We start from the raw sequence: 20,418 nt of genomic DNA on the forward strand, positions 1-20,418 counted from the left end.
ATACTATCTTTAGCGTAATGATACTAGTTGGGAGTGAGCGGATTTCTGCTCACTCTTTTTGATGGAAAAGTCATCAGGACACGGTTCGTTACATCAATCTCGAAGGAGGCGAAAATTTTGAGTAGTGCTGTGGAAACTGTAACAAAGTTAGTCACACCAATCTTAGAAGAACAAAATTTTGAACTTGTGGAAGTAGAGTTTGTTAAGGAAGGAAAAAATTGGTTTTTACGAGTATTTATCGATAAAGAAGGTGGCATTGATATTGAGGAATGTGCCTTTGTCAGCGAAAAATTAAGTGAAAAACTAGATGCAATGGATCCAGATCCAATTCCGCAAGCGTACTTTCTGGAAGTTTCTTCTCCGGGAGCAGAACGTCCGTTAAAGAAAGAAAGCGATTATGAACAAGCGGTAGGTAAGTACATTCATATTTCTCTTTATCAAGCAGTTGATGGAGAAAAACAGATTGAGGGTACCTTAGTCCATCTTGATTCAGAACAATTAACATTAAGTGTAAAAATTAAAACCAGAGTGAAGGAAATGACTTTTGAACGTAAAAATATCGCAAAAGCTCGTTTAGCCATTCAATTTTAATCAACAGACTCGAATGTAAAAAAGGGTCCACTAAAAGTTTTACTTTTAGCTAGGCCTGTGACAAGTTTTAACGAGAAGTTTTTCCCTTGGAAGAAGAACCACTCGTTCAGCTTTAACGAATCCATAGGAGGAAAAGAAAAACAATGAGCAAAGAAATGTTAAATGCATTAGACGTATTAGAAGCTGAAAAAGGGATTCCTAAAGATACGGTGATTGAAGCGTTACAAGCAGCTTTAGTTTCTGCATATAAAAGACATTATGGACAAGCAAGCAACGTCGAAGTTGAATTTGAACCAAAAAAAGGCAATATTCACGTGTATGCTGTCAAAGAAGTAACAGAAGAAGTATTTGATTCACAATTGGAAGTTTCATTAAAAGATGCCGTTGCATTAAATGGTGCATATGAAATCGGCGACAAAATTCGTTTTGAAGTTACACCAAAAGACTTTGGCCGCATTGCTGCCCAAACAGCAAAGCAAGTAATTTTACAACGTGTCCGTGAAGCGGAAAGAACAATTATTTATAATGAATTTAGCGAATATGAAAATGACATCATGCAAGGAATTGTTGAACGTCAAGATCGTCGTTATATTTATGTAAACTTAGGTAAAATCGAAGCAGTCTTATCAAAACAAGATCAAATGCCAAATGAATTTTACCAACCGCATGATCGGATTAAAGTTTACGTATCACGTGTTGAAAACACATCAAAAGGCCCACAAGTTTTTGTAAGCCGTAGTCATCCAGATTTACTAAAACGTCTTTTTGAACAAGAAATTCCAGAAGTTTATGATGGAATTGTTGAAATCGTAAGCGTCGCTCGTGAAGCTGGCGATCGTTCAAAAGTAGCCGTTCGTTCAACAGATCCTAATATTGACCCAGTGGGTACCTGTGTTGGTCCAAAAGGCCAACGTGTCCAAGCGATTGTGAATGAATTAAAAGGCGAAAATATGGATATTGTGGAATGGAACGAAGATCCAGCTATTTATATTAGTAATGCCTTGAATCCAGCTCAAGTATTAGATGTTATTTTTGATCCAGAAAATAGCAAAGCATGTACAGTTGTTGTACCTGATTATCAATTGTCATTAGCAATTGGTAAACGTGGTCAAAATGCGCGCTTAGCTGCTAAATTAACGGGCCATAAAATTGATATCAAATCAGAATCTGATATGGCTGAATTTTATGAACAACAAGCCAATCAAGAAGTTGCCGAAGTGGCAGAAGAAATGGATGAAGCAATTGTCCATTCAGATATGACGGCAGATGATTACGAAAACTTGGCTGCTGAAGAAGCAGTTGTTGAAGCAGAAATTACAGAAGAATTACCTGAACAAGAATAACGTTTTTGGAGGGTGAAAAAATGAAAAAGAGAAAAATTCCAATGCGTAAATCGGTTGTTTCAGGCGAAATGAAACCGAAAAAAGAATTAGTCAGAATTACTCGCTCCAAAGAAGGTGAAGTGGCCTTAGATCCAACTGGTAAATTACCTGGACGTGGCGCTTACGTTGATTTGGATCCTGCGGAAGTCCAAAAAGCTTGGGATAAAAAAATTCTTGATCGTGTCTTAGAAACAAAATTAAGTGATGAATTTTATCAAGAACTATTGGATTATGTAACACACCAAAAAGCCCGCAAAGAGTTGTTTGGCGATGGAAAATAAAACCAAAATTTTGAACCTTTTAGGTTTAGCAATGCGCGCCGGTAAATTAGTCACAGGTGAGGAATTAACCCTTAAAGATATTCGTGCAAACAAAGCGAAATTTGTGTTTGTTGCGCAAGATGCCAGTGAGAATACTAGAAAGAAAATCAAGGACAAAAGTTCTTATTATAATGTTCCTGTTAGCGAACTGTTCAGTCAATTCGAGCTCAGCCAAGCGATTGGGCGACCACGAATGGTTATCGGAGTAACTGATGCAGGATTTGCCACCAAAATCAAGGAATTACTAAAAGGTTAGGAAGGTGATTGCATGGGAAAAAAAAGAATTTATGAACTAGCAAAAGAAATGAATAAAGCAAGCAAAGACGTTGTCGATAAAGCGCATCAATTAGGTATGGATGTTAAAAACCATATGGGCGCAATTAGTTCCGAGCAAGAAACAAAGCTTCGTCAAGCATTCGGAGGAGGAAGTACCGTAAATACTCAATCAAAAGCAACAAACAACCAAAAGCAACAAACAACACAAAATAAACCAGCCAATAAGAAACCAATGAACAATAAACCTGGTGAACAAAGAAATAACCAAAATCGTCCAAACAATCAATCAACGAATGGACAACAAAGAAATAACCAAAATCGTCACGGCCAAAGCAACACACAAAACCGTAGCAATCAAACAAATACAAACAATCAAAACCGCAATACCCAAAACAATAACGGTTCTACAACGAATCAAAATCGGACCAGCCAAAATAACAATGGCGGGAACAACCAAAACCGTGGCGGCCAAAACCGTAACAACAATTTTGGTGGCGGTCAAAATCGTAATAACCGGAATAACTTTAATAACCAAAACCGCAATCGTTTCAATAAAAAAGGGAAAAAAGGCAAACATCAACAAGAATCAGCGAAGCCAGCAGTACCAGCACGTAAATTCCGTGAATTACCAGATGTTTTAGAATATACAGAAGGTATGAACGTGGCGGATATTGCGAAAAAAATCCACCGCGAACCAGCGGAAATCATCAAAAAATTATTTATGATGGGTGTCATGGTTAACCAAAACCAAGCCTTAGATAAAGATACAATTGAATTATTAGCTGTGGACTATGGCATGGAACCACAAGAAAAAGTCCAAGTTGACATTGCGGACATTGATAAATTCTTCGAACCAGAAGCAGTTGTTGAAGAAAACTTAACTACACGTCCCCCTGTTGTCACAATCATGGGACACGTAGACCACGGGAAAACGACATTATTAGATACATTGCGCCATTCTCGTGTGACTTCAGGTGAAGCGGGCGGTATCACGCAGCATATTGGTGCCTATCAGTTAGATATTGATGGCAAACCAATTACGTTCTTAGATACACCAGGACATGCGGCCTTTACAAGTATGCGCGCGCGTGGTGCCAGCATCACTGATATTACCATCTTAGTTGTTGCAGCGGACGATGGAGTAATGCCACAAACAATCGAGGCGATTAACCATGCGAAAGCGGCAAAAGTGCCGATTATTGTAGCAGTTAACAAAATTGATAAGCCTGGTGCGAACCCTGATCATGTGAAACAAGAATTAAGTGAACATGAATTAATTCCTGAAGAATGGGGCGGAGATACGATTTTCGTCAATATTTCAGCGAAATTCAATCAAAACATTGATGAACTATTGGAAAATATTTTACTGATTGCTGAAGTAGAAGACTTAAAAGCTGATCCAACGCAAAAAGCAATTGGAACAGTGATTGAAGCGCGCTTAGATAAAGGTAAAGGTCCGGTTGCGACATTACTCGTTCAACAAGGAACTTTACATGTTGGTGATCCAATCGTTGTTGGTAATACTTACGGACGTGTTCGTGTGATGACCAATGACATGGGCCGCCGTGATAAAGAAGCAGGACCCGCAACTCCTGTGGAAATTACCGGATTAAATGATGTTCCTCAAGCGGGTGATCGTTTTGTGGTCTTTGAAGATGAAAAAACAGCACGTCAAGCAGGGGAAGAACGGGCTAAACGTGCGTTACTTGAACAACGTTCAGCAAGTAGCCGTGTGACATTGGATAACTTATTTGAAAGTCTAAAAGAAGGCGAATTAAAAGAAGTTAATATCATTGTCAAAGCAGACGTACAAGGATCTGCCGAAGCCGTTTCAGCAAGTTTACAAAAAATTGATGTAGAAGGCGTTCGTGTGAAAATTGTTCACGCGGCAGTTGGGGCAATCAATGAAAGCGACGTAACTTTAGCCGCAGCAAGTAATGCGATTATTATCGGCTTTAACGTTCGCCCAACACCACAAGCAAAACAACAAGCAGAACAAGAAGAAGTTGATATTCGTTTACACCGTATTATCTATAAAGCTCTAGAAGAAATCGAAACAGCGATGAAAGGGTTATTAGATCCAGAATTTGAAGAAAAAATTACGGGTCAAATGACGGTTCGTGAATTGTACAAAGTATCTAAAGTTGGCACAATCGCTGGCTGTTATGTTACAGAAGGCTTTATTCGCCGCGATAGTGGCGTGCGTGTCATTCGTGATGGTATTGTTATTTATGAAGGTAAATTAGCAAGCTTGAAACGTTTTAAAGATGACGTGAAAGAAGTCAAACTTGGTTTTGAATGTGGCGCTATGATTGAAAATTTCAATGATTTACGTGTAGATGATGCGATTGAAGGCTTCATTATGGAAGAAATTAAACAATAATTTTAGTAATTGGAGGAAGACACTATGGCAAATTATCGTGACCGTCGTGTAGGTCAAGAAATCATGCGTGAAGTGAATGATATCTTGAACAAACGCATCAGAGATCCACGCGTCCAAGGCATCACTATTACAGATGTTCGTGTGACCGGTGATTTACAACAAGCAACGATTTATTACAGCTTGTTATCTGATTTAGCTTCCGAACAACAAAAAGCTCAACAAGGATTAGACAAAGCCAAAGGACTGATTCGTAAAGAATTAGGACAACGGTTAACCTTGTATAAAACACCAGAGTTGATTTTTGAAAGAGACGAATCTGTCCAATACGGAAATCACATTGATGAGTTGATTCGTAAGTTGAATCAAGGTGAATAATTAAAAAGAAAAAGCACACCAGACGAATGGTGTGCTTTTTCTTTTCATGATTTCTTGATAAAATAGTCATGGAGGTGCAAAGATGAAAAGAATTGTTGCTTTCTATAAAAATGGAGATCGTTATTTAAAAGAAATGGGTTCAGGCAAGAGTTCCCTGTACTTTTTTCTTTTCTTCTTTGTACTACATAGTATGCGGGAACGTATTATTCAGTTCATCGGATTTTGGCCGTCATTTATATTCGTCCTCATACTTGTCCCAAATCTTATGATTGGCGTCGGACATATTAACCATTGGTACAAAAATCGCTCTTGAATTTTCCAGAATACTTTTAAGCATGGAACAAAATCCTTATTGATTTTGTTCCATGCTTTTTAAGTTAACCCAGTATTTAATACCATCACAGAATAATCCCTAAATTCAAAAATCCGTCCTTTATAAAGATAAGTGGCGCCATACTTTTGTCGATAGTACGTAATCACATTTTTTAATGTCTCAACATCGATTTCCAAAAATTCAGCACAAGAATAATGGTTGCTTAAGCCAGCTTCAGAGCAACGAATTAAATCGTCTAATGTAACTAATTGCTCTAAGGCCACATTGCGGGCTTTCAACTCTTGCTTCCGATTTTCTGTACAATTTTGATTTAAAATAGTGCCAACGGATGTTTGATAATGCCCGTATTCCTCGGCTAAAATGTTCTTCTTTTGACGGGTACTCAATGTTTTTTCAATATAAATTTTGCCATTTCGATACAACCCATAACAACCTGTTTGATTGTATAAATCAATTTCTAAAACCGTCACATCCTTTTGAATGGAACTGACGAGTTTTTCATAATCATTCACTTTACCATTCACCTGCCATTACTTAATAAAAAGAGTAGATGGGAAGTTAATCCTCTTTTTTGTCAGAAGAAATCGATTGTTGATATTTGGCATCAATTTCATCCAAGTAATCGTGAATTTTCTCGATTTCTTCTTTTGAAAATATCTTTTCTGGATCCCCAGCGTGGGCAGCCAGTGTCATTTCGTCACGGCGAGGGAATGAGAGAATTTCTGCTTGCGTTTGTTGTTCGTGTAATTGTTGTTCGGCAAATTGATAAACGATGGCTTGTCGTTGGGGTTCTAATTTTTTATAAATGCGGTCGATAGTTGAGGCATTTTTTTCCATGGGAACCTCTTGTCCCATCAACCAAGCCTCATTAATGTCTAATGCATCTGCAATGCGATAAACTTTGTCTTGTTTTGCTTCGTAACGACCAGCTAGCCAATCGCTGATCGAAGATTTACCGATGCCAGTTTTTTTCGCTAAATCACTAGGTTTGATGTTCTTGGCTGTTAAAGCCTCTTTTAAACGGACAGCAAAAATGTTCATATTTCCGAACCTCCTATTGCCTCAAAGTATACTATACCTGTTTAGAGAAGGCAAGTAACAATCGCAATTAAAATTAGCAGTTCACAAAACCGAACTTATGAGTTGACAGTGAAAATATTTGATGCTAAGATAGAGCCATTCAAATGTTCGGTTAACTGAACTATTTTTTTGAACACTTTGTTCGGAAAACCGTATTTTTGTAGAAAGGGTGAAGAAATGAGTCAAAACTATAAAAAAACGTTGTCGGATATGTTACTTTTAGCAATTATTTTATTAATAAGCAGTGTCTCAATAAAAATTGGGGCCATCGTGATTGGTATGATTGGCCTCATGGAATTACTAACAGAGTAACAATAATTTAGTCAAAAGGAGAGAAGAGGATTGGCAGAACGACGCATGTTTGCAAAAACGATTATTGATAGTGATGCATTTTTAGATATGCCCTTATCAAGTCAGGCTCTGTATTTTCATTTAGCGATGCGTGCCGATGATGATGGATTTATCAATAATCCCAAAAAATTGCAGCGAATGGTTGGTTGTGGGGAAGACGATCTAAAATTGCTAATGGTTAAAAAATTTATTCTAGTATTTGAAAGTGGTGTGATCGTTATCAAACATTGGAAAATTCATAATTATATTCGCAGTGATCGTTACAAACCAACCTTGTATCAAGAAGAGAAAAATCAGATTGTTGAAAAAAATAGCAAAGCTTATACGTTTAAAGCAGAATCGTCTGTCAGTGGTCAACCAACTGACTACCAACGGTTACCGCAGGAAAGCATAGTCCAGTCTAAGTTAGGTCAGAGTCAAGGTAGTAGTTCAGAAAACGATTGTTTGAAGATGATTTATCATTTTTATGAGGAAAACGGCTTTGGTACACTGGCCTCAAAAACAAGCCAAGATTTTAAGTATTGGTTGCAAGATTTTATACAAAAAGGGTCTAGCCAAGAGGAAGCATGCCAATTAATCTTGCATGCTTTAGGAATTGCCGTCGATCGAAATAAACGGAATTACGGCTATGTAAATGCTATTTTGAAAAGTTGGGAGCAACAAAATTATTTATCCGTACATGAAGTTCTGGTAAATGATAAAAAACAAGTGTCGGAGCATGCGCCGCAAATGACAGAAGAATATCAAGAGTTAGGTTTTTAAAGAAAGGAGGAAATCAGTATGCATGCGACAGATCAAACTTTTCAAATACTATTGAGTCAATTGTTAGAAAAAGTTGAAGACCGTTGTCCTGAATGTGGCAGTGAACAATATGTTTGGCAACAAAAAAATAAAGATGGCACAGAACGTTGTGCCCCAACTTGTTGGTCGTGTGGGTATAAAATGCTAAAAAAACATGAACAAGAAGCCACTCAACAACGTGCTCAAGAGAGTTTTATAGCGCGTACACAAAAATTTTTTCATCAAGGGTCCTTAATTGCTGATGATGCGCTACGGCAATGTCGTTTAACCAATTACCAAACCACTGAATTAGAAACAAGACAAGCAAAAGAACGGGCCTTAGCAGCAGTTTCAGCGATTGTTGAAGGAAAGCCAATTCACGTTATTTTTTCAGGGAAACCTGGTGTCGGTAAAAGTCATTTGGCTATCAGTATTTTAGTTGAAGTCTTAGAACGCTCTGCATATCAAAAGTATTGTTTATTTGTCAGCTACTCTGAGTTATTAGAAAAACTAAAAATGTCCATGAATGAATCGGCCAAAAGCCAAGCAAAGGCTCAAGCGTATATTACTAGAATGAAAAAAGCAGACGTTTTGGTCTTAGATGATTTAGGTGCTGAATTAGGAATTAAAAATAAAGTTAGTACGGATTTTAATAATGATATCTTAAACCGAATTTTAGAAGCTAGACAGAATAAAGCAACTATTTTTACTACTAATTTTTCTGGAAAACAACTGGTGGAGGCCTATGGAACACGCATTATTTCTCGTCTAATGAAGCACGCCAGTGGCTATGTTTTCCAATATAAAGACACAACAGACAAACGAATGAGGAGTGTGAAATAAATATGTTAACAATTATTATTGGGTTTATCTTTTGGACAATGACACTGATGTTAGGTTATCTAATTGGTGAAAGAGAAGGCCGTAAACATGAGTAATTTAACAAAACGTAAAAAAGATTTATTTGAAATGAAAAGCGTTGTATTTAAAGATATTTCAAAGCAACAAAGCGAAAAAGCACAAAAAAGAAAACGACTCTTACAACTAATGAATCAATATCCCGATTGGGCAAGTCAAAAAAATAAACTTATTATGCAGGAAATTCAAGAATTAGGACAAGCAATCGGTAATTGGTCGATGGATCAATCAAGACCCATCCAATCCATCAAGGCCGCATCGTTTACAAAAAGCGAGTATCTCTATTTAATTTGGCTCGGTTATTCAGATGAAGCGATTCGTCACGGCTTAGACATGTCGAAAGAGTGTTATTTTATTTATCGATTAACACTTTTAAATGAATAAAAGTAAAGGAGATTAACCAATGCGTACGTCAACATTTAATTATATCAAAGATATTTTAGCAGACTTTTATAAAACAGATGAGTATATCCGTCAACGGGAAGAAGAATTACGGCACCCTTATCAAGAAGCAGATTTAAATGCTGGTATTAGAGGACAAGGACTTCACTCTGTAGTGACCGAACGAATGGCGATTACGATAGCTATGGATCGTCGTCTGTGGAACTTAGAGAGAAATCGAGACATTATCAAAAATTGTTTAGCTGAAGCGGATGAACAAACGCGCGTGATTATTGAAGAACTATATATGAAAAAACGGCCCTCTTTAACATTAATTGGACTTGCCCAGCAATTATTTATTAGTAAAAGCCAAGCCTATAAATTAAGAAATCATTTCTTTGAAGCGGTGGCGGATGAACTAGGGATGTAAACATGGAAAAAGCGTGGAATTTTTTCAGGTGTCAACATGGTAAATTAATAGTGTCGAAAGAGATAGATAAACGTGAGGCAACCAAAAAATGAAGACACGTAATTCTATAATTTTGACTGCTTTCTTGTGTCAGCTATGAAGGAGCAGAAAATGCCGGCTACTTTCAAAATCCTTCATTTTGACTAGAAGAGAGCCAATTTGTTAACCAATCCTGAATTTTTTGAATGGAAAGGTGGCGCTAAAAATGAATGAAGCGGAACAAGAGTTATATGAAGCCCTTGTTGCAATCTGCCAGACGTCAGGATTTTTGTTGCTAGAGGAACTGCCGACAGATTTACCAGATCAGCCATTTGTTTACTTAGGTGATAGTAAAGAATTACCTAAGCCAACTAAATCAGCTATTTTGGGAGAAATTGAATTAGTAATGCATGTTTATGGTGCGTTATCTGAACGACAACAAATTTCTACAATTAAAGGAACGATTTTACGGCAGGCAACCAGTAACTTAAAACGAACGGCTCATTTTAATTGGGGTATCAAACATCAAGAAGTCAAAGCACAAATGGTAAAAGATACCAAACAAATGAAAAAAACAATTTGGCATGCTGTACTACCATTACACATGCAATTTTACTAGGAGGAATTATCAATGGGAGAAGTTATGCAAGGAAAAGACCGTATTTTATTAGTTCGTCGCTTGGATGAAGCAGCGACAAAGAAAGCAATGAAACCCTTATTTCAAATTGAACATGAATGGGAATTCTCACGTGAATCGAGCGGTACGCAAACAAAAGATGGCGTTGCGAATGCTGTTTCTGGTTTAGAAGTTACGTTATCGTTAAGCGGTTTAGCCTCTCGAGATGATGAAAATTTATACATGAAAGACGCAGTTGAAGATGGCATCTTAATGGAATTTTGGGATGTTGATTTAAAAGGTGAAAAAAATGCGGAAGGTAAATATCCAGCAATTTATGCCCAAGGTTATGTAAATTCATGGAGTTTACCAGCCAATGTAGAAGAATTAGTAGAAATCGAAACAGAAGCCTCTATTAATGGCAAACCACAAGATGGTTTTGCAACAGTAGAAGCAGATATTATTGCGGAAGCACAATATGGGTTCCAAGATACCGTTCCAGAGAAAGCACCACAACCTGGCGCATAATCAAAAAAGTGTTGAATTTTAGGAGGATAAAAAATGAATTTAGAGATTAACGGAAAAACAATTGAAGTGAAATTTACGATTGGCGCGATTCGCGAATTAGATAAACGTTACCAAATTGAAAATGGCGCTGCCAAATTCGGCATGGGCATCAGTTCAGCAATGATTTATTTACGCCAATACAATCCAGTAATCTTAGTTGACATCATGGAAGCTTTACAAAGTGGGCAATTAAAAATAGGTAAGTCGGAAATTGAAGCATGGTTAATGACCCAAGATGTCAAAAAACTTTCAGATGATTTGCTTAAAGAAATGGGAAAGCAACCTCTTACAAAACCAATGATCGATCAGTTCAACAAAGAAGCGAAGAAAGCAGAAGCGCAAGCGACCAACTAATTAAAACGAGCGATGACGTGTATCACGACATCGCTCTTTCTGCTTTTCGCTACTTAGGCTGTCGTTCATTTGAAGAAGTGGATCGGATGACCATGTCTGAATTTGAATTACGAATGATTGCTTTTAATTTAGCAGAAGTAGATGAAGAGCGGAAAAGGCACGAGCTTGCCTACTTAAATGTTAAAGCGCAAGCGACAAACAAAAAAGGAAAACCCGTTTTTGAAAGCTTTAAAAGTTTTTATGATTATGAAAAACGAGTTGCTGAAGTTCTGGCAGCTAACCAGCCACAACGAACGAAATTAAATGAGCGGAAAAAAACGCAACTTGCTACTGTGGCAGAGCGTCTACACCGCTATCGAGAAGGGAGGAGAGTAGATGGAGAATGACAAAGAAAAAACGCCGTTATCGGAGGCAAAGAAAAGCCTTGCAGGCGTCCAACAAGCATTAAAAAGTATGAGCGGTGAGTATGCCTTATTAAGTGGATATTTAGGGAAAATTAGTGCGGGTGTCAATCAGTCAGCCACGGTCATGAACACATTTAAAACCGTCATGCAACAATCTGGAGAAACAGTGAAAAAAACAGGAGACGAAACAGCAAAGGCAGCAGATCAAATGAACACAGCGTTAACAGATTCTGCTGAACAAGCCGGTGAAGCAGCTAAAAAAGCGGGGAAAGAAACCTCTGATGGCTTTACTAATGCACAAAATAATATGCTGAGCTTTGGGACGGCCATGACTAGTGCCGTTTCCTTACCTATGCTGAACGTTTTAAAAACAGCTATGGGCGTCGGTGCTGGGGTCAGTGGCGAATTTCAAGGAATGCAAGGACTGATTATGGCCAGTGCAGGAGGGATTTCTGATTCATTGCAAGGCGAGTTGCAAGGGGCATTGACTCAGATGAATCAATCATTTGAAGCGGCAGCACAAGTGATTCAAAGCGTGATGGCTCCAGGAATGGAAATTTTGGTTCAAGTGGTTATCACAGTCGTCAAAGGCATTACAGCTTTGGTGAATTTATTTATCAAATTACCAAAACCCGTCCAAGTTTTTATTGTTGCCATTATGGGCATTTTAGCCGCCATTGGGCCCATGTTGATTATGGTAACGATGGCTCAGCAAAAATTTCAACAGTTTAGTGATGGTTTGGTTCTTGTAAAAGGAAACATTGGGAAGTTAGGTGGTGGCTTATCAAAACTAAGTGCTAGTTTTAGTGCCTTAAGTGGAGGACCATTAATTTTAATTGTAGCAGCCGTTTTAGCAGCGGTAGCAGCGTTTGGCAAATTGGTAGGACTGCTACAACAGATCCAGCCGGCCTTTCAGCAAGTAATGGCAGTTTTTAAACAATTTTTTGCAGTAGGCTTAGAGAAAATGGCGACTATTTTTTCAACAATTGGTCGTGTGCTAACAGGCGTTTTTGCCAGCGGTTTGCAATTAGGTAGTAACTTATTAGGGCAATTTGGTGGCACCTTTGACAAAGCTGGTTTAGCGGTTGGTCTTTTGGTAAAAGTTCTGACAAAGGTTGCACTGGCTGCATTAGGAATTTCTGGGCCGTTTGGTCTAATTATTTCCTTGATTGTTTCATTCGTGACGGCCTGGATGAAAACCGGTGATTTGAGTGCGGGTGGTATTACCCAAGTCTTTGATAATTTAGGTAACACGATTACATCGGTTACAACAATGCTGGCAGCTAATCTACCGAAAGTTATACAACTTTTTACAACAGTCTTAACCAGTATTCTCGGGAAAATAACAGAAGCTATTCCAAGCATCGTAACCGCGTTATCTAGTTTAATTACGTTAATTGTTGGTGCGATCGTTGCCAATTTGCCAGTCTTAATTGAAGCGGCAACACAAATTATTACTACGTTGATTCAGGGGATTACAACAGTCTTACCAATGTTGATAGAAGTTGGTTTGAGCTTATTAATGACTTTAGTTAATGCGATTGTCACCGCCTTGCCAACAATTACAACTGCAGCGATTAACATCATCACTACATTAGTGACAGCTTTTGTCACAGCGTTACCAATGCTAGTTACAGCAGGTGTTTCAATTATCACGGCCTTAGTCAATGCATTTGTTACTATGTTACCGTTGATTTTGACTGCTGGTTTACAAATTTTGATGGCATTAATCACTGGGATTATGACGATTTTACCTCAGTTAATTCAATCAGCGCTGACGATTATTCTAGCGTTAGTGACAGCGTTGATAGGTGCCTTACCACAGATTATCAGCGCAGGTGTCAAATTGTTAATGGCGTTAATTCAAGGAATTATTTCGATTTTACCAACCTTAGTTGCGGCAGCTATTACCTTAATTTTGACATTGGTAAATGCCTTAATTGGTGCCTTGCCACAAATCATCAGCGCAGGCGTCAAATTGCTAATGGCTTTGATCCAAGGGATTATTTCAATTTTACCGCAACTGGTTACTGCAGCAATTACGCTAATTACCGCTTTAATGGGTGCGTTAATCAATGCGTTGCCACAGTTGTTAAGTGCTGGGATTCAACTGATTCAAGCCTTAATTAATGGTGTACTCAGTCTATTGGGTGCCTTGCTGTCCGCAGCAGGAACATTAATCTCACAAATGATCACGAAGATTGGTTCTTATTTTGGTCAACTGTTAGCTTCGGGCGGACAGTTAGTTGAAAATATCAAAAATGGGGTTACCAATGCAGCCGATCAGGTAAAAAATGCCATTGGTTCTGTAATTGAAGGTGCTTGGCAAGCAATCCAAGGTTGGTTTTCAAAATTCACCGATGCCGGTGCGAATATTGTCGGCATGATTGCTGATGGAATTACAGGCGCAATAGGAAAAGCCAAAGAAGCAATCGATGGGGTCGTCAGTAAAATTCGTAACTTTTTACCATTTTCACCAGCAAAAGAAGGTCCCTTATCTGATTTGCATAAATTGAATTTCGGCGGCACGATTGCCACGGGGATTTATGCAGGCGAAACAGCCGTTAGTAGAGCAATGGCTTCTATTTTAGACTTACCGCTGTTAAATGATTTTGCCTTGGACTTAGCTGGTCGAGGAAACTTCACGGCAACGATTGACCATCGTTTAGAAAATGATGCATACAATCGACCATTATTTGTGACAGTAGAGTCAACGTTAGATGGAAAAGTTGTCGCAGCAACTACGGCGCCTTATTTAGCAACAGAGTTACAACGACAACAAGTGAAACAAAATAACCGCTTAGGAAGGAGAGGATAACATGTATAAATTTGTTGATACCAATCAAGCAACTCATTCAACGCCTCTTCCTTCAGAAGCGTTGAATTTTAACGGCCAATTTTTAGAAAAAGTCATCCCTGGCTATCAAACATTATCAGTTTCAGGACGAGAATTAGTTCCAAGCGAAATTGAAAGCTATCAATTAGGGATTCGTGATGGTAAACGTCACGTTTATGCGCGAATTCCAGAACGAGAATTAACAGTCAAATATCGCCTTTCAGCTGTGAATAATGAAGCGTTTCGAGATGCATTTAATCATTTAAACGTTGCTTTGTTTACGGAAAAAGACGTTTCTATTTGGTTTAACGATGAACCGGAAATGCTGTGGTTTGGCAGTAAGTCTTCAGTGAGTGATGTACCCGAAGGCGTTAACCAAGTAACAGGCAACTTTACTTTATTGCTTTCTGATCCGTATAAATACACACGGAGTGATGCGACTAGTGTGATGTGGGATTCGCCAACCATTACATTTCAAGCGAATTACTTAATGGGGAATACAGGCTCAGGTGCAGTTGATTTTCCAATTTTAATTGAAGGCGGGGCTTATTGGGGATCAACCATGATTACCTTTCAAAATCGGGCTTACACGATGGGGGATTTAGGCAAAGAAGTTCGGCCAATTGAAATTTATCCTACGGTCGAAGGATTAAAAGTCAAACCGACCATTATTTTAACAGGAACCGGACGTGGTGTTTGGATTAAAACACGGAACGATACAATTAACTTAGGAGACTTTGATCGTTCGGAAATTATCATTGATACTGAAAATTTTTATCTGACAAAAAATGGTGCACCGATGATTCGACCAATGAACGATTTTTATCTATATCCCAATGAACCGCTGTATATTCAAGCCAAAGATAGCGACTTCCGCTTGACGATTCGCTATCCTAACCGATTTGTGTAGGAGGGTGATTAAATGTTAATGGCGCTGGATTTGAAAAGAACATATACGGCAATCTTGGATAATGCCTATCAAGTCAGTTATGAAAAAATAGAGAACAAAATTGGGAGTTTAGATTTTACCATGCCACTAGATGATCCTAAAAATGAATTTATTGAAGAAATGCAATGGGTGGAACTGACCGACAATGAGAATGAATATATTGGTTTATATCGCGTGATGCCAACCACAATTAAGAAAGATGCGAACAATAATCAAATTCACTACTCTGCCACAGAAGCATTATGTACCTTAGGTGATACTGTCCTTTTTGGTTGTCAAGAAATTAAAAACAAAACAACGAAAGAGGCCATTCAATTTCTATTGAATAAACAAAAAACAAAGCATTGGGTCCTAAAAAAATGTGATTTTTCAAGGAAATTAACCTATAAATGGGAGAATGAAAACGGGCTAGTCGAGCCTTTATTTAGCATCCCAGCCGATTTCGAAGAGGAATATCTTTGGCAATGGAATACAGAGGTCTATCCTTTTGAACTTTCATTAGTCAAACCGCCAACAGAACCAGTTGCGCGAATTCAAGAAGGTTACAACATGCAAGGATTTGAAATAGAACGTAATCCCAAGATGCTAATCAATCGGATTTATCCATTAGGTTCAGGCGAAGGTGTTAACAAAGTCAATATTCGCTCGGTCAATCAAGGGGTTCCGTATTTAGAGAACAAGGCCGCAATTGACCGCTATGGTTTATTGGAGTCAATTTGGGTGGAACAGCGTTTTTCTGATCCCAAGGCATTAAAGGAAAATGCTTTGCGAATGTTAGAAGAATGGACCAAACCACAAGTTTCTTGGGTAGTGACTGCAGCTGATTTAATTAAATTAACAGATCAACCTTTGGCAATCGATCGTTTGCGGTTGGGTACGGTTATCATGATTAATACGAATGAATTTGGGAGTGTCAACCTTCGTATCAAAAAAGAAAGTAAAAAAGATGTCTTTGGTGCCCCCCAAGACATTCAGCTAGAGTTGGGAAATCTGCAAGAAACAATTCATAGTACCATGACAGCTTTCAGTCGGAAACAAGAGATTAGCGAAACTTACGCACAAGGGGCGACGACACTTTTAAATCGTTCAATACAAGGAGAACTTAGCAAGACACAGCCAGTGGAGCTGAATTTATACTTTGACGAGGACATTCTTTATATAAACACCGCAGAATTAACGTTCAAGGCAACTGCTAAAGGACCTTCGCATTCTGTAACGAACATTGATTTGGTAGTGGATGGCAAAAAATTACCCCAACTATCATTGCAACAACAACGGCTAAACATTTTGAGTTATTTACGAAAAACAACAGATGGAAAAATCGAACGCGGCAATCACACGCTTCAATTTTTCTCTCATCAGCCACTATGGTTGGATGCTTCGGTCATCTGTCGTGTGTATATTCAATCTCAATTGGGTGGCCAGTTTTAATAAAATAATGAAAACTAGAGGAGTGTGACGAAATGTCAGTAGAACATATTGAAGAATTAGATACCCTGAATCAAGGTCGCCTTAAAATCAATGCAATCTTGGATCAGTCGAATGCATCAGCTGAGAAAGTAGATGCTTACCAAGTCCAGTTAACGAATGGAATTTCTGAAGCGAAAAACATCGCAGATGAAGCTGGCAAAGAAGCCGTACAAATTGCTACCGATGCAGGCAATCAAGCAAATGAAACAGCCAACCAAGCGATGAACAATGCCAAAACAGCAATTACGATTGCAGGAAATGCAGTTTCAACGGCAAATAATAATAAACAAGAATTTGATACTTTGCGAAATGATTTTGATCAATTAGTAGCAGAAGCGGGTGATAGTAATCCAGAAATTGTCCAAGCACGCACAGATACACAAGGCATCAAACAAGCTACTCTAGCGAATCGTCTTCAAATTGATTTGAATGACCGCATGACAAAAGCAGATGGTATTTCTTTATTGGCTAAGCCAACCACTGTCAAATTGAAGTTAGACTTTAACGGTAAAACGGCCGGCAATACAGCCACCAATGCAAACAGTTATTCCACTGATTTTACGGCTAAAATTCTTAAGAAGCCAACAGACGTTTGGGAGGAAGTTTCCCAAGCGGACTACAATAAAATGGCCAGCCGTGATGATGAGGGTGTGAAAACAGGTTCCACCCAAAGTGGTGTAATTCCACAACAGTTAGCGGCCTTCAATCTCGTTGAAGCCGCAAAAAAATTAATTCCACAAATGTTTGAAACATTCACAACTGACGAGGCGGTGGCATTTGTTCGCCAGAACGTTCAATTTTTTACGATTAATCAACGTGTGAAAGCCGCTGCGCCCAATAATCAAACGATTAAAATCGCTGCGTATTTACCAACTACGGATAATTGGGTAACTCAAATCCAAGAATCAGCAAAAGAGTTCAGCGATTTTTCAATTCAAATCAATGATCAGAATTTTATCACAGATGAAGGTTTCATTTATTTAATGAGCTATACAGATTCATCGAATGGGGTGACGCCAGCCAGCGTAGAAGTTGATTACGTGGGACTTCATATTGGTCTGTCTGTTGATGCCCAAGCGGTTTTAGCGAAGAGTGGTTTTGTTCAGGCAGAGCAACTCAATACCCATGTGGAAAATCAGGATAATCCGCACCAAGTAACCGCTGAACAAGTGGGGCTGGGCAATGTAGAAAATTATGGCTTCGCATCAGACAGCGAAGCAGTCGCGGGAACTTTAACGAGTAAATATATGCACCCGAAAAACGTTGCGGAAGCGATTAAAGGTCAAGCTGTGACACAAACAGGTGATCAAGAGATTGCTGGGGTGAAGAATTTTTCCGAAGCTCCTTTATTCAAAAATCTTCCCTTAGTTAGTCTAGGCAAATTTAACCTCGTAGGTATAAACGGAACAGAAGGTAGTTTTACAAAAGTCATTGGAAATATGAATAATAAAGAAGTAGGATTTGGTAGTGATTTTTCTTACATTGACGAACGAGCAAAACTTGCTAATTTAAATAAAAATAACAACCGTTTAGTTATTGAAGAAGATGGAATGTATATTTTAATTGTGCACTTTTGGGTACAGCCTATAACAACGGTAAATGGCTATTGGTACTTTAATTTTGCTATTAATGGTGTACGAGCTGGTGGTCCAACAGATCGTTTTTGGGGACTCGGAGGTACCAGTTGGAAAAATCGTCAAGATGGACTTGGAATGGTCATACGTAATTTTAAGAAAGGAGACCAACTTTCTGCACTAATCGAGACAAATTATACGGGTGAAGTAAACAGTGCAGGAATTAAATCTGCTACGCTAATCAAAATAGGGTGATTTAGATGGAACGTTATCTCAACACAATAACAATGCTTTTAAGCATTTTCGGTGGGATTGTCGTACGTTTATTAGGTGGATTAGATCAATTGTTGGATGTCTTCCTCTTTTTAATTATTGTCGATTTCATCACAGGTTGGATTAAGGCAATCGCCACAAAAGAATTGTCCAGTCGGATTGGTATGCTCGGAATTGCGAAAAAAGTGACGATGTTATTTGTGGTTGCTGTAGCGGTTCGTGTTGAAAAAGTTGTGGGGAACAATTTGCCAATTCGGGAAATGGTTCTGATTTTTTACATTGCGAACGAAGGACTTTCTTTTTTTGAAAACATTGCGACCTTTATTCCTATGCCGAAAAAGTTAAAAGAGTTATTTATTCAGTTAAAAAATAAAGATGATTAAGTAGAAGTGGTCGGGACAAACGTAGAACTTTCGGCTGATTGCCGAAGAAATTACTTCTGTCCCGCCATTTATCTGCAGGTTTAAGCCGTGGAAGGGAAGTTGTTTTGACTTTCTTTTCATGGCTTTTTTAAGAAAGGAGCATGCTATGTTTAAAAAATTAATGATTCAACTTGCTTTAGTAATCGGCTTAAGTTTAACGATTCCGATGACGGCTTGCGCTTACACCATCGAAGCGGATCCAATCAACTTTACTTATTTTCCCGGCTCTGCAACCAATGAATTAATTGTTTTACATGAATCAGGAAACGAGCGGAACCTAGGACCACACAGTTTAGACAATGAAGTGGCCTATATGAAACGAAATTGGTCAAATGCTTATGTCTCATATTTTGTCGGATCTGGTGGACGAGTGAAACAATTAGCTCCTGCTGGCCAAATTCAATATGGCGCAGGTTCTTTAGCTAATCAAAAAGCCTATGCGCAAATCGAATTGGCTCGAACGAATAATGCGACGACATTTAAAAAAGATTATGCTGCCTATGTTAATTTGGCCCGTGATTTGGCTCAGAACATTGGTGCTGATTTTTCGCTGGACGATGGAACAGGTTATGGAATAGTCACTCATGATTGGATTACAAAAAATTGGTGGGGAGATCATACAGATCCTTATGGTTATTTAGCGCGTTGGGGGATTAGTAAAGCGCAGTTGGCACAAGATTTACAAACGGGCGTTTCTGAAACAGGTGAGACTGTCATTGTTCAGCCGGGTAAACCTAATGCACCAAAATATCAAGTAGGACAAGCAATTCGTTTCACTTCAATCTATCCAACACCAGATGCTTTAATCAATGAACATCTATCAGCAGAGGCACTTTGGACACAGGTAGGAACAATTACAGCGAAATTACCGGACCGACAAAACCTTTACCGTATTGAAAATAGCGGACATTTGTTAGGTTATGTGAACGACGGCGACATTGCTGAACTTTGGCGCCCGCAAACGAAGAAATCATTTCTAATTGGTGTGGACGAAGGCATTGTTTTAAGAGCAGGACAACCTAGTTTGTCAGCACCCATTTATGGTATCTGGCCCAAAAATACTCGCTTTTATTACGATACGTTTTATATTGCAGATGGGTATGTTTTTATTGGTGGGACAGATACAACAGGCGCGAGAATTTATTTGCCAATCGGACCAAACGATGGCAACGCACGGAATACATGGGGATCATTTGCTAGCTAAAAAAAGCCACAAACTCTGATAAAAGCAGAGTTTGTGGCTTTTTGTGCATTTAGCAGAGATTTTGCCAAAGGGAATAAGCAACGGAGACTGCGAAGCTAGGTACTTTTATGCTATAATGACAAAGTTAGTA

Annotated in this window: 23 protein-coding genes; 21 read left to right on the forward strand and 2 right to left on the reverse strand. The window is 38.6% G+C overall.

The annotated features are described in order from the left end of the window. Positions 1-117: 117 nt before the first annotated feature. From rimP to rbfA, 6 genes are all read left to right on the forward strand, one after another. Entirely contained in the window at positions 118-591 is a 474-nt protein-coding gene (gene rimP / locus AB1I62_RS06100; protein ID WP_002357863.1) for a ribosome maturation factor RimP, read from the forward strand. A gap of 143 nt (positions 592-734) precedes the next feature. After that, on the forward strand, positions 735-1,934 hold the full coding sequence (nusA, locus tag AB1I62_RS06105; RefSeq protein ID WP_104874903.1) for a transcription termination factor NusA: 1,200 nt from the start codon (positions 735-737) through the stop codon (positions 1,932-1,934). 20 nt (positions 1,935-1,954) lie between these two features. Next, entirely contained in the window at positions 1,955-2,254 is a 300-nt protein-coding gene (locus AB1I62_RS06110; protein WP_002363794.1) for a YlxR family protein, read from the forward strand. Then, a complete protein-coding gene (locus tag AB1I62_RS06115) occupies positions 2,244-2,549 on the forward strand; it encodes a YlxQ-related RNA-binding protein (protein WP_002357860.1) in 306 nt (101 codons plus the stop codon). Before AB1I62_RS06110 ends, AB1I62_RS06115 begins: the two co-directional genes overlap by 11 nt. A gap of 12 nt (positions 2,550-2,561) precedes the next feature. Continuing rightward, a complete protein-coding gene (gene infB, locus AB1I62_RS06120) occupies positions 2,562-4,952 on the forward strand; it encodes a translation initiation factor IF-2 (protein WP_016617232.1) in 2,391 nt (796 codons plus the stop codon). A 24-nt stretch (positions 4,953-4,976) separates the two neighbouring features. Continuing rightward, the gene (rbfA, locus tag AB1I62_RS06125; RefSeq protein ID WP_002360497.1) at positions 4,977-5,327 is read left to right on the forward strand and encodes a 30S ribosome-binding factor RbfA; all 351 of its coding nucleotides are present in this window, start codon (positions 4,977-4,979) and stop codon (positions 5,325-5,327) included. A gap of 372 nt (positions 5,328-5,699) precedes the next feature. On the opposite strand, the gene AB1I62_RS06130 is transcribed toward rbfA, so the two are convergent. Both AB1I62_RS06130 and AB1I62_RS06135 read right to left on the reverse strand, forming a co-directional pair. After that, a complete protein-coding gene (locus AB1I62_RS06130) occupies positions 5,700-6,185 on the reverse strand; it encodes a toxin (protein ID WP_002382232.1) in 486 nt (161 codons plus the stop codon). Positions 6,186-6,219: 34 nt separating this feature from the next. Then, complete coding sequence (locus AB1I62_RS06135; RefSeq protein WP_002360496.1) at positions 6,220-6,702, reverse strand: helix-turn-helix domain-containing protein; 483 nt, start codon at positions 6,700-6,702, stop codon at positions 6,220-6,222. Positions 6,703-6,870: 168 nt separating this feature from the next. Between AB1I62_RS06135 and AB1I62_RS06140 the strand changes: the two genes are divergently transcribed. The 15 genes from AB1I62_RS06140 to AB1I62_RS06210 all read left to right on the forward strand — a co-directional run bounded on the left by AB1I62_RS06140 (position 6,871) and on the right by AB1I62_RS06210 (position 20,288). After that, positions 6,871-7,053 (forward strand): hypothetical protein, encoded by a 183-nt coding sequence (locus tag AB1I62_RS06140; protein WP_078127098.1) that lies wholly within the window; start codon positions 6,871-6,873, stop codon positions 7,051-7,053. Positions 7,054-7,098: 45 nt separating this feature from the next. Next, positions 7,099-7,854 (forward strand): DnaD domain protein, encoded by a 756-nt coding sequence (locus AB1I62_RS06145; protein ID WP_164978378.1) that lies wholly within the window; start codon positions 7,099-7,101, stop codon positions 7,852-7,854. Between the two features lie 18 nt (positions 7,855-7,872). Next, positions 7,873-8,715 carry an ATP-binding protein gene (locus tag AB1I62_RS06150; protein ID WP_104859368.1) on the forward strand — a complete coding sequence of 281 codons (843 nt, stop codon included), beginning with the start codon at positions 7,873-7,875 and terminating at the stop codon, positions 8,713-8,715. A gap of 66 nt (positions 8,716-8,781) precedes the next feature. Next, a complete protein-coding gene (locus tag AB1I62_RS06155; protein ID WP_002360492.1) occupies positions 8,782-9,174 on the forward strand; it encodes a hypothetical protein in 393 nt (130 codons plus the stop codon). A gap of 19 nt (positions 9,175-9,193) precedes the next feature. Continuing rightward, complete coding sequence (locus AB1I62_RS06160; protein WP_002360491.1) at positions 9,194-9,601, forward strand: RinA family phage transcriptional activator; 408 nt, start codon at positions 9,194-9,196, stop codon at positions 9,599-9,601. Positions 9,602-9,821: 220 nt separating this feature from the next. Beyond that, positions 9,822-10,238, forward strand: a complete 417-nt coding sequence (locus AB1I62_RS06165; protein ID WP_002395083.1) for a hypothetical protein — start codon at positions 9,822-9,824, stop codon at positions 10,236-10,238. A 12-nt stretch (positions 10,239-10,250) separates the two neighbouring features. After that, positions 10,251-10,763 (forward strand): phage major tail protein, TP901-1 family, encoded by a 513-nt coding sequence (locus AB1I62_RS06170; RefSeq protein ID WP_104859367.1) that lies wholly within the window; start codon positions 10,251-10,253, stop codon positions 10,761-10,763. A 33-nt stretch (positions 10,764-10,796) separates the two neighbouring features. Then, the gene (locus AB1I62_RS06175) at positions 10,797-11,156 is read left to right on the forward strand and encodes a tail assembly chaperone (RefSeq protein ID WP_002395084.1); all 360 of its coding nucleotides are present in this window, start codon (positions 10,797-10,799) and stop codon (positions 11,154-11,156) included. A gap of 17 nt (positions 11,157-11,173) precedes the next feature. Further along, a complete protein-coding gene (locus AB1I62_RS06180) occupies positions 11,174-11,542 on the forward strand; it encodes a hypothetical protein (protein WP_367019132.1) in 369 nt (122 codons plus the stop codon). After that, the gene (locus AB1I62_RS06185; protein WP_367019133.1) at positions 11,532-14,378 is read left to right on the forward strand and encodes a hypothetical protein; all 2,847 of its coding nucleotides are present in this window, start codon (positions 11,532-11,534) and stop codon (positions 14,376-14,378) included. Before AB1I62_RS06180 ends, AB1I62_RS06185 begins: the two co-directional genes overlap by 11 nt. Position 14,379: 1 nt before the next feature. Further along, positions 14,380-15,306 carry a distal tail protein Dit gene (locus AB1I62_RS06190; RefSeq protein ID WP_104859365.1) on the forward strand — a complete coding sequence of 309 codons (927 nt, stop codon included), beginning with the start codon at positions 14,380-14,382 and terminating at the stop codon, positions 15,304-15,306. 12 nt (positions 15,307-15,318) lie between these two features. Further along, complete coding sequence (locus AB1I62_RS06195; RefSeq protein ID WP_104859364.1) at positions 15,319-16,776, forward strand: phage tail protein; 1,458 nt, start codon at positions 15,319-15,321, stop codon at positions 16,774-16,776. A gap of 32 nt (positions 16,777-16,808) precedes the next feature. Continuing rightward, the gene (locus tag AB1I62_RS06200; RefSeq protein ID WP_367019134.1) at positions 16,809-18,644 is read left to right on the forward strand and encodes a hypothetical protein; all 1,836 of its coding nucleotides are present in this window, start codon (positions 16,809-16,811) and stop codon (positions 18,642-18,644) included. A gap of 5 nt (positions 18,645-18,649) precedes the next feature. After that, positions 18,650-19,045 carry a holin family protein gene (locus AB1I62_RS06205; protein ID WP_002357842.1) on the forward strand — a complete coding sequence of 132 codons (396 nt, stop codon included), beginning with the start codon at positions 18,650-18,652 and terminating at the stop codon, positions 19,043-19,045. A 118-nt stretch (positions 19,046-19,163) separates the two neighbouring features. Further along, a complete protein-coding gene (locus AB1I62_RS06210; protein ID WP_164978371.1) occupies positions 19,164-20,288 on the forward strand; it encodes an SH3 domain-containing protein in 1,125 nt (374 codons plus the stop codon). Positions 20,289-20,418 lie beyond the last annotated feature (130 nt).

It is taken from the genome of Enterococcus sp. AN402, assembly GCF_040719405.1.
Lineage (GTDB): Bacteria > Bacillota > Bacilli > Lactobacillales > Enterococcaceae > Enterococcus > Enterococcus faecalis.